Source organism: Paenibacillus sp. FJAT-27812, assembly GCF_001273905.1.
Taxonomy (GTDB): domain Bacteria; phylum Bacillota; class Bacilli; order Paenibacillales; family Paenibacillaceae; genus Pristimantibacillus.
The window spans coordinates 2,121,837-2,131,166 of record NZ_LIGH01000001.1 but is presented as its reverse complement, the minus strand read 5'-3'; the positions used below and the strand labels follow the sequence as shown (position 1 = coordinate 2,131,166).

Below are 9,330 nucleotides of genomic sequence, written 5' to 3'. Positions count from 1 at the left end.
GAGAGCTTCTTCTCGCATTTGAAGACAGAAGCACTCTACCCTTATGATATTCGATCTGTAGAAGAAGCACAAAGCCGAATTGAAGAATATATACACTTTTACAACAACAAGCGTCCGCAAAGAAAACTAAACAAGCTGGCTCCGATTCAGTACCGGCTCCAGCTTGTTAGGTAGGGTCTTTTATTCAGTGTCCGCTATATGGGGTCTTGACCACAATTGTACGGGCTTTTTTTATTTTACATATCGATTATTCAATATTTCTTGACTAACATCTTACATATTTCCGTTTGAAGCCGAGTCGACCTTTATCCGTCGCCTTTTGGATATTATCAGAAGCGTTAATGAACTTGCTTTTTGCGGTACCGCGATTGACCTCCACCGGGCCAACTTCCTTAGCGGTCTCGACCGCCTTATCATGAAGCTGCTGATAAGATAGGCCCACCGTGTACACGAAATTGTTCATCGCGAATTTCGTGCGATCAGGAGCATCATGGATCGTATTTTTTACAAGCTCCAGCATACTGGCTATTTTCCCTTCGGAAAATTCACTATCCGGACGACTTCCGAGCAGCCAGCAGTAGCAGCTCCAGCCCGCCGACATTTTCAGCTCTATATCGCTTGCAATCCATTTATCGGAAACTTCTTGCGCAATATCCGTTTCTGCCAAAGTTACCGCTACCACATAATCCGATAGCATATAAAAATAAGCGCTATCCATCCACCTGTCAAAATCCGCTTCAGACATTGCTTTAGGTTCCGCGATCACCCCGGCAAAGTACATAGCATCGTAATTGCCTGTGGCATAGAGCTGCTCGGCCAATGGCTGATTGCGTTTTATTTTCCTAAAGATAGGCTTCATCTCGCCTGTGGCCACACCAAAAAGCGGTTCGTGCGCGCCATTGGATTGGTATATCTTCTTAGTGCGCTCCTTGCCGAGAGCTTCAAGCTCCTGCATGACCATTTCTAGGTTCATTATTGGCACTTCCTTTTTAATGATTTGTCGTTAGGGAGTAAGTGTTCTTTAAGTGAATATATCATAAACTGCTTTAATCCAATTATATCAGAACTAAAGCCGCTTTATTTGGTCTAAACACGGCAACCTGTTAAATCTTGTTTGTCTTTTATGCAGTTCCCTGACAACAAACATGCCGCTATTTATGGTACGGTTCCCCATAACATCTATCGAGCGAAAAATAAAGGCACCTGATTGGGTACCTTATATGTCTAGATGTTTCATAACTGAGGTTCTCTTGGAACTATGCAAACTCACCAATAATTTTCCACACGGTGGATTGATGATCCTCAAAACTTCCACCAATTTCAAGGTTTGCCTTAGTTGCCGCAACTTTTAGACCCATGTTAACGCCAAGGTCATCCTCGTACCTTACTGTTAACGAGAAGTCCTTCATACCATACTTTAGTCTCCCATCAGCAATCTGCTTCCATGTAGGCTCATGATGATACCAAACTAGACTTTCTGGTAATGATACAGATGGGTTGCCCACAAAGTTTGCTGTAAACAAAATCTCGGAACCGGATTTTCTGACTTTTGAGGCATCGGCCGTTACCCCAGTGTTTACTTGTGGAATAGCTATATCCATTTTAGACGAGAATTCTTTTGACCAACCTGTAACGTGCTGCACCTCAATATGTGATGCCCCAAGTGACATAAGTAGAGTAACAGCCTCTGAAAACTTATGTTCAAATGTAAAACGGTGAAATTGAGCGAAAGGGAAATATACATCCGCATCAGCAGGATGCGCCACATAAAGAACACCAAATCTGGGATGCCCGAGCGGAAATACCAACTTAGTGGCTTCACTTTGAGATACAGATAACGTTTCGATTCCCTGTTCGCGAAGTTTCAGTATACCCTTGTATATTTCTATTGTTGCTTCTGCAATATGCAATGGCGATGGGTATATATACTTAGATATCATTCTAGCTGTCTTAAGCACCTTGACGAACGCTGACTCCTCCTCGTCATCTCCCTTATACTTCTGCTGAGCCTTTACTTCTTCATCGCTTAAAACCACAATTAATTGACGCTCTGCATAAGGCTTTATGAGTATGTCTGATTCTGAAGAACTCTGCTTTAGCATAGTATCCCTATCCTCCATGAAGAATTTTTCGAGCAAATGGAGCACACTTAATATCTGAAATTATGCCTTTTTAAGCCTTCCACGATTGGGTTGCCACTTCCCCCATCTCAGCAACTTCTCTTCGACTACCCCACCATGCCAATACTCGACCCTGAACTGCTCCGCTTCCTTCTTCGCAGGTCCAGTCAAGTCCGATGTCGTAACAAGTAATGTAAGAATGCAATTATGGTTCCACTTGGCTGCAACAAGTTCCCGAACCGTCTGCACCGGAACCATGTTGTGGTCGGCATAGCATTTTGCCTGCACTGCCATCCTCTCGCCACGCTTGTCCACAATGACCAAATCTACTCCACCGTCATTTCCGTCGATTCCGATTCGTAAACGACGTAGCCCTGATCTCGAAAGTATAGTGCAAGCAGTCGCTCGAACTCAATACCGTTAAGATCATCGAGTGGCCTGGACAGAATGACCTCATCTGATCGACAAGATTTCGAGCTCCGGTTAACTTTCCGCTGTGTTGATGCTGGGCGCTTCTTATTTGCGTTGGCAGGACGTCGAGTTCTGCTCTTTTTCTTTTTCTGAGGCTGCAATAATCCTGCGATAACACCTAGCACTACAACTGCAAGGAGAAACAATATAATTTCCTTCATAACATACCTCACTCTAGTTGTTCTCTACCCATCTTACTATGTTTGGGTATATTCTCCTATAATAATTTCCTCCCTAGAACTTCCGCATAAATAAATATGGTCCGAAATCGAAAGGCACCCACTAGAGGTGCCTTTCAAGGAATTTACATAATTTGTCTTATAAAACAATAAAAATCGTCAGATTAGGACTTTTGATGTAATATTATATAGACTGGAAGAACTGAGAACCTCACCCAACCAATGGGTGCTAATTGCCTATGACTAGGAGGGGAAATGTTAATGACTTTTGACAGAAGACATTATGTGCCCGTTGTAAAATGGAAGCAAGGAGAGCAGAAAGCCCTGGAAGTCCTCACTCCCGCTTCGAAAGAAAGGATTACACCTCTTATTGAGATCGCTCCCATCGACTGGGACTTTGAAAATGAGATGCCAAAGAAAACGGTGGACGAGCACCTCGTCAATTTCGGAGAAACTTTGGTACGCTCTTGGCCTCACAAAGCTTTCATCGACCTTCTATACCTTCATCCATCTGAGAGAATGACGTCGGGTTTGCATCCCCTGGCGTATATTTTACAAGAGGCACGAGCGCGTCATAATCCTCTCGTCCCGGTTACAAGCTCCGAACGTGATGCAGATTATAATGCAGAGGTAGTGGCTTCGAACCAATTAGATCACTTAGGTGCCGCAATCAGAATAACCGAAAGAGATTTTGATTCTCTTCAACCAACCATCGACTCGCTGCTGGGAGCGCTACAAATGAACCCGGAGCAAATTGATCTCGTTGTGGACCACGGCTATGTTGACCCGGCACTTCTAACGAGAACCACACTGTTTCTTACCGGATTAATTGACAATCTCCCATATTTGCATGCATGGAGGAACGTCATTTTGTGCGGAACAGGATTCCCTAAGAACTTATCCGATGTCAGTGCAAACTCTGTCGATCAAATTGACCGTACAGAATGGATAATATGGAAGAGGATTATGCGAGCAGGCACCGTAAACCGCAATCCGATTTTCGGGGACTACAGTATTTCTAACCCTGAGCCATTTGAGGGTGACCCTCGCTTCATTAACATGAGTGCGAATATCCGATACACTGCAGAAGATAAGTTCATTATTTTCAAAGGCCAGATCACCAGAAGATACGGAAGTGCTCAGTATCATCAGCTTGCCAGACAAGTTGTAAGTCATCCAGAGTATTCGGGTCGCAATTTCTCAGCAGGTGATCTTTACATCGACGATGTAGCCCAAAATAATGATGGCCCCGGGAACGCCACAAGTTGGCGCAAAGCCGGGACCAATCACCATCTAACGTACGTCGCTAATGAACTCTCCACCGTGACCTTGCCTTAAGTCTTTTCCGCACCTCGTCTTGAAGGTCACTAAGCTCGAGTTGCTCCGCAAGCGCACTCCATAATACTTGTCGAGGCTTGCTAAGTAGACCCTTATGCAAGCCTCTTTCTTTTAATACAGAAAGTGCTTCTTCTCTCCAAAGCAACTGTGCCAGCGCAATGGGATCAATACTTGGATTTTGATGAGGCATTCGATATGGAAAAAAGTGAACTATTCCATCAGCATCCATTTCCGCCTTTGTTATTCCCCACCATTCAGGGATAATATCCTCAATTCCCTCAATAAAACGAGAAGCTGTCAGAATAGTGACTGTATCAAAAACTCTATTATATGCATCGGTTTGTCTTGGTAATCGTTCCAAAGTGTCGCTCTCACTTTTGATTTCATAGCCATTAATTGCTCCATTTACAACAGCGACATCGATTCTTGCATCGCCTTGGCATAAGCCAAGTTCATCAAGAATCAAAGTATCGGGCTCATTTTTGTGCTCTTTTCGAAGAACCGAATGAAGAGAGGCACGTATATCAATATCCCGAGTCTTCATCGTCCTTCAACTCCTCAAATAAATACATTTCTTACATTTCAAACAACTAAACGCACATCACTATCTTAGCACATGGTACTAATTCTTGAACAGCAGAATAATTGTTTACTCTTTCTCCAAGGAACCCAATTTTCGTGTTCAACTAGATAATTTCAACTATAAATTTCGCCCTATTTATGATACGGTTCCCCCCGATTTATCTTCACAGCCCGATAAATCTGCTCCACCAGCACCAGACGCATTAGCTGGTGCGGCAAAGTCATGCGCCCAAAGCTCAGCTTCTGCTGGGCGCGCTTAAGCACGGCGGGAGCAAGACCATTGCTCCCGCCAATAACAAAAGCCACGTGGCTCCGCCCATACGTGGCTAACTTATCGAGCTGGCCAGCGAGATCCTCGCTTGACCAGAGCTCGCCTTCCAGCGCGAGCGCGACAACATGCGCTTCAGGCTTCAGCTGCGCCAGAAGCCTCTCGCCCTCTCGCTCGCGCACAATCGCTTCCTCCGCCGGACTCATCGTCTCCGGCGCCTTCTCATCGGGCACTTCCGTGAGCGTAAGCTTCACGTAAGGCCCTAATCGCTTGGCATATTCCGCTATGCCAAGCACCAAATACTTTTCCTTCAGCTTGCCTACGGCAGCTATTTGTATATGCATGCCTTACACGTCCCTTTATAAACTCTTGCATCTCTTTAAATTTCCGTTATGTCCCTTTATTACTTATATATCTATAAAATTTCCGTTACGTCCCTTTATTACTTATATCTCTAAAATTTCCGTTACGTCCCTTTATCTTCTTGCATCTCTCTAAAATCCCCGGTAACTCCTAAACCACCAAAAAAGTAGCCGGCTCATCACAGAAATCGCATTTGCGCGGAGGATCCCAATCGGCGAATTGCGTCTCCTTCAAATCCACTACATCCGGTGCATCTTCATATTCATCTACAAATCGGTCTAATGCCGTCTCCATATGCTCTTTACACACACAATACATACTCTGCACGCTTCCTATCCTAGTTGATTGAATTCCCGATCGTCTTTCCAGCTCTTACTCTTAACAGTCTGTCCAAAATATCTATACACAGCATATCAGAAAACGCCTCTCCATGTGAAGACGACAAATTCTGCACGGCCCCGCGCTTTGCTCTTTGTACTAACTTTACACTAGTCCCAACGGACTTTGCTCTTCGCACTAATTCTACACACTTTGCCATTCTCCCTAAAATCCAACAAAAAAACCGCGGCGCCAAAATGGTTTCCCATTCGACACCGCGGCTACTCTTGCTCTTTGCTCTTTGCTCTTTGCCTTTTACTCTCTACTCATTGCTCATACTCTTTACTTTTCACTCTTCAAGACTCAATCTCTAACCCTACTCCTCATCCTGCTTCTCACCAAGCTTAAAATGAGTCTTCTTCAATTCCCCGTCCCGGTAATAGCTGATCTCGATCTCATCGCCAATCTTCTTCTGGCTGTACAAATATTTGCGCAGCTCCATCGTGCTTCCGATCGATTGGCGGTCCAGCTTGACGATCACATCATTGAACAATAAGCCCGCATCCTTAGCCGGACCAACCGCTTCCAGCACGATGACGCCATCATAGACATCATCCGGCAGCTTAAGCGGCGCACCGCCCTCTTCTAGCACATCGCCATCGCCTGCTGCTCCGTCTTTGTCCGCCTCCGGCAGCACGCCTTCCTCGCCAGCGCTCTCTTGCGAGTCCTGGAAGCCCTTCTGCTCCCAATACTGCTCCAGATCCATCGTATAGACACCAAGATAAGGGCGCGGCACATAGCCCATTTTAATCAGGCTCTCGACGATTGGCATAGCCAGGTTAATCGGAATGGCGAACCCGATGCCTTCAACGCCGAGATCAGCAATTTTCATACTGTTGATTCCGACCACACGCCCGTTCAAATCAATTAACGGCCCGCCGCTATTGCCTTGGTTGATGGAAGCATCGATTTGAATGACCTCTTGCTCCCAGTCGTACACGCCATCCTGGTTGAGCGATACCGGTACAATTTGTTTGGTTTTGCTTACGCTGCCCGTCGTGACGGACTCCCCTAGCCCTAGCGGATTGCCGATTGCAATAATATATTCAGCGGGACGAAGCGTCGACGAATCGCCGATTTCCGCGACCACATCAATGCCTTTGGCATCGATCTCAAGCACGGCAAGATCCGTAATTTGATCCTTCCCGACAATGCGGGCATCGCGAGCCTCGCCGTTCATCAGTATAACCTTCACCTCTTTTGCTTGATCAATGACATGAAAATTCGTAACGATGATTGCTTTGCCATCCTTCTTGCTTATAATGACGCCAGAGCCTACACCCGCTTCGCGCAGCGTGCCTTTATCCTCCGAGTCCTCAGGCAGCGCTTTGCCATTGCCGATGCCAAGCGCAAACTTTTGCAAATTAATGACGCTTACGACGGCCGGCCTTACTTTTGCGGATGCCTGAATCGGACGCTCTAGCGGATCGACGGCCTGAACCCCGCCTGCTGTCGCGACAGATCCTCCGCCGCCGCCAATACCGCCGCCACCGCCGAACACAACACCGAACAACAGCGTTGCGGCAATCGCGCTTGTAATTGAGGATACGAATGCAATGCGGACATTGGACCACTTGCGCCCGCCGCTTTTATATGGAAAAGCAAAGTTGCCTTTTCTGCTCTCGCGAGCAGCGCGCTTGGATACTTTGGTTGAATAAAAATCGTCGTCGAATAAGCTCATTGCGATCGCTCCTCTCGATGCCTCTCGGACATCAAGACTATTTTTTTCAATCTAGGAATGTTTTCGGAAGAACTGACTAAAATAATAATAGATTCGGACGACGCGTACACGAAATAATGAATTTATTTTGTAGAACCGTCCCGCCAAAGGAGAGTTGCTAATATGAAAGCCAAAACCCCCGCAGCTTGGGAGCATGTGCAGCTTGCTGCAAAACTAGCAGATCTAAAGGATGACCACTATCGTACCGTTCTTACGTTAAGCGCAATGCTTGAGATTTTCATAGATAAGGGCATTATTACGAGAGAAGAGCTTAGCTCCAAAGCAGACTCGCTCGACGCGCAGCTGGAATCGCTTATTTCCGCTTCACTTCATCCCATGGCGTAGGTCTGTCATGGTATGTAGCACGCAGCGGATGTTCTTCCTTCTTATAAAATATTCCGTTATCCTCTAATATAGTATTCACGGTCAGCATGGCTAAATCCATTAAGTTATGATCAAGGCTCAAATGAGCCAAATAGACACGTTTCGTTCGGTCCGTCATGAGCTCAAGCAGCGCTTCGCCTGCTGCCACATTCGATAAATGACCCACATCGCTCAAAATACGGCGTTTCGTATTCCAAGGGTATCGGCCCATTCGAAGCATTTCCGTATCGTGGTTGGCTTCCAGCACGAGTACATCCGAATCGATAATCTGACGCTTGACCTTCTCGCTCACATACCCAAGATCGGTCGCAAGGCTAAGCTTCTCGCCATCCTCTACGAAGCTGTACCCTACCGGCTCCGCCGCATCATGCGAGATCGGATAGGATTGCACCATCATCGACCCGCAGGCGATCTCTTCGCATGTTTCCATAATGACACGTTTCTCTGCGGCTATCGTGCCGACATGTCTTTCCATTGCAGCCCATGTTGCCTCGTTGGCATATATGGGCAAGTCATACTTTCTCGCGAAAGCGCCAAGCCCTTTTATATGATCGGAATGCTCATGCGTGACAAACAGCGCGTCCAATTGATGGCCCGACACTCCCCGCTCACGCATTAGCTCATCCAGCTTCTTCGCGCTCATTCCCGCATCGACAATGACCATTTTCTCGTTCCCCTGTACAATTGTCGCATTGCCGGTCGAGCCGCTTCCCAGTACCGTAAATCGAAGTCCCATAATCGCTCTTTCCTGTCCTTTCTCCCGCTCCCGTTAACGTAAACCGTTCGCTGCCGCTTCCCCTTGCTCTTCATCCGTTGCAACCTCGCCGCTGATCGCGTGCACATAAAACAAATGCCCATTTTCGAGCATGACCCGCCAAGATGGCGCCGATACCTGCTTCTCCGAATCGAAGATCTGGCCTTTATAGCCAAGCTGGATATCCGAAATGACAGCTCCGTCCGGCAAATAAGTTTCAATCAAGCTCGCCATGACCTTCGCGGCCGGCAGCACCTGCTTCGCCTCGCCCGATCCGAGCAGCTCCACCCGGTCCTGCAAGAAGGAGGTTATTTTTTGATTGCTAATATATAGCGTCAGCTTCACATCGAACATCGGACGTCCTTCGACTACCCGGTATAAGACAAATTTGTCCACGCTGCTGTTCAGCAGATCGAATGCGTATTGATCAAGCTCGGGAATTTTGCTCCCTAATGTCTTTACTAACTGAGTCTTTGAATAAATAATCGTGCTGTCTACCGGCTCGTCCAGTATGACAGGCTCCGCGTTTTTGCGGCTGTCGGAGTGAAGCAAGTACGTCAAATCCGCTAGCTCCGGCGTTTCCAGCGGCAGATTGGCTTCCAGCGAAATACGCTTCTGCTGCATCAGCAGCACCTTATCCTGCGGCAGCTCTGCCGTATTCACGTTAATGTTCAGCTGCTCCCGGATATCCAGCCATAGCTGGTAGCCTAACAATACATTGAGCAGCAAAAACGAAATAATAAGTACGTTTTTCGCCCGGCCCCAATCCACTC

General features: G+C 46.8%; 12 protein-coding genes. 3 read left to right on the top strand and 9 right to left on the bottom strand.

The annotated features are described in order from the left end of the window. Positions 1 to 174: IS3 family transposase (locus ADU23_RS32045; protein WP_157266115.1), on the top strand; the 174-nt coding region annotated here is incomplete at its 5' end. Positions 175 to 265: 91 nt separating this feature from the next. Here the strand turns inward: ADU23_RS32045 and ADU23_RS09190 are convergent. From ADU23_RS09190 to ADU23_RS33490, 3 genes are all read right to left on the bottom strand, one after another. Further along, positions 266 to 973, bottom strand: a complete 708-nt coding sequence (locus tag ADU23_RS09190) for a DNA alkylation repair protein (RefSeq protein ID WP_053373460.1) — start codon at positions 971 to 973, stop codon at positions 266 to 268. 283 nt (positions 974 to 1,256) lie between these two features. Next, the gene (locus ADU23_RS09185) at positions 1,257 to 2,102 is read right to left on the bottom strand and encodes a hypothetical protein (protein WP_053373459.1); all 846 of its coding nucleotides are present in this window, start codon (positions 2,100 to 2,102) and stop codon (positions 1,257 to 1,259) included. 60 nt (positions 2,103 to 2,162) lie between these two features. After that, a complete protein-coding gene (locus ADU23_RS33490) occupies positions 2,163 to 2,471 on the bottom strand; it encodes a restriction endonuclease (protein WP_231637587.1) in 309 nt (102 codons plus the stop codon). Between the two features lie 560 nt (positions 2,472 to 3,031). On the opposite strand from ADU23_RS33490, the gene ADU23_RS09170 reads away from it, so the two are divergent. Beyond that, the gene (locus ADU23_RS09170) at positions 3,032 to 4,108 is read left to right on the top strand and encodes a beta family protein (RefSeq protein WP_053373456.1); all 1,077 of its coding nucleotides are present in this window, start codon (positions 3,032 to 3,034) and stop codon (positions 4,106 to 4,108) included. On the opposite strand, the gene ADU23_RS09165 is transcribed toward ADU23_RS09170, so the two are convergent. The 4 genes from ADU23_RS09165 to ADU23_RS09155 all read right to left on the bottom strand — a co-directional run bounded on the left by ADU23_RS09165 (position 4,077) and on the right by ADU23_RS09155 (position 7,380). Continuing rightward, positions 4,077 to 4,652, bottom strand: a complete 576-nt coding sequence (locus ADU23_RS09165) for a sce7726 family protein (RefSeq protein ID WP_053373455.1) — start codon at positions 4,650 to 4,652, stop codon at positions 4,077 to 4,079. The genes ADU23_RS09170 and ADU23_RS09165 overlap by 32 nt on opposite strands. Positions 4,653 to 4,822: 170 nt before the next feature. Then, complete coding sequence (rlmH, locus tag ADU23_RS09160) at positions 4,823 to 5,302, bottom strand: 23S rRNA (pseudouridine(1915)-N(3))-methyltransferase RlmH (RefSeq protein WP_053373454.1); 480 nt, start codon at positions 5,300 to 5,302, stop codon at positions 4,823 to 4,825. Positions 5,303 to 5,471: 169 nt separating this feature from the next. Beyond that, a complete protein-coding gene (locus ADU23_RS31780; protein ID WP_063845975.1) occupies positions 5,472 to 5,639 on the bottom strand; it encodes a CxxH/CxxC protein in 168 nt (55 codons plus the stop codon). A 376-nt stretch (positions 5,640 to 6,015) separates the two neighbouring features. Next, positions 6,016 to 7,380, bottom strand: a complete 1,365-nt coding sequence (locus ADU23_RS09155) for a S1C family serine protease (protein ID WP_053373453.1) — start codon at positions 7,378 to 7,380, stop codon at positions 6,016 to 6,018. Between the two features lie 162 nt (positions 7,381 to 7,542). Here ADU23_RS09155 and ADU23_RS09150 point away from each other — a divergent pair, with 162 nt between their 5' ends. Continuing rightward, a complete protein-coding gene (locus ADU23_RS09150) occupies positions 7,543 to 7,764 on the top strand; it encodes a hypothetical protein (protein ID WP_053373452.1) in 222 nt (73 codons plus the stop codon). Here the strand turns inward: ADU23_RS09150 and ADU23_RS09145 are convergent. Further along, complete coding sequence (locus ADU23_RS09145; protein ID WP_053373451.1) at positions 7,733 to 8,539, bottom strand: MBL fold metallo-hydrolase; 807 nt, start codon at positions 8,537 to 8,539, stop codon at positions 7,733 to 7,735. The two genes, ADU23_RS09150 and ADU23_RS09145, sit on opposite strands and share 32 nt — an antisense overlap. A 33-nt stretch (positions 8,540 to 8,572) precedes the next feature. Beyond that, a complete protein-coding gene (yycI, locus tag ADU23_RS09140) occupies positions 8,573 to 9,328 on the bottom strand; it encodes a two-component system regulatory protein YycI (protein ID WP_053373450.1) in 756 nt (251 codons plus the stop codon). Positions 9,329 to 9,330 lie beyond the last annotated feature (2 nt).

What these genes read in the sequence shown, in the direction of transcription:
- ADU23_RS09190 (WP_053373460.1), bottom strand. Translation starts at nt 973, where the DNA reads ATGAACCTAGAAATGGTCATGCAGGAGCTTGAAGCTCTCGGCAAGGAG.
- ADU23_RS09185 (WP_053373459.1), bottom strand. Translation starts at nt 2,102, where the DNA reads ATGCTAAAGCAGAGTTCTTCAGAATCAGACATACTCATAAAGCCTTAT.
- ADU23_RS09170 (WP_053373456.1), top strand. Translation starts at nt 3,032, where the DNA reads ATGACTTTTGACAGAAGACATTATGTGCCCGTTGTAAAATGGAAGCAA.
- ADU23_RS09165 (WP_053373455.1), bottom strand. Translation starts at nt 4,652, where the DNA reads ATGAAGACTCGGGATATTGATATACGTGCCTCTCTTCATTCGGTTCTT.
- rlmH (WP_053373454.1), bottom strand. Translation starts at nt 5,302, where the DNA reads ATGCATATACAAATAGCTGCCGTAGGCAAGCTGAAGGAAAAGTATTTG.
- ADU23_RS31780 (WP_063845975.1), bottom strand. Translation starts at nt 5,639, where the DNA reads ATGTATTGTGTGTGTAAAGAGCATATGGAGACGGCATTAGACCGATTT.
- ADU23_RS09155 (WP_053373453.1), bottom strand. Translation starts at nt 7,380, where the DNA reads ATGAGCTTATTCGACGACGATTTTTATTCAACCAAAGTATCCAAGCGC.
- ADU23_RS09150 (WP_053373452.1), top strand. Translation starts at nt 7,543, where the DNA reads ATGAAAGCCAAAACCCCCGCAGCTTGGGAGCATGTGCAGCTTGCTGCA.
- ADU23_RS09145 (WP_053373451.1), bottom strand. Translation starts at nt 8,539, where the DNA reads ATGGGACTTCGATTTACGGTACTGGGAAGCGGCTCGACCGGCAATGCG.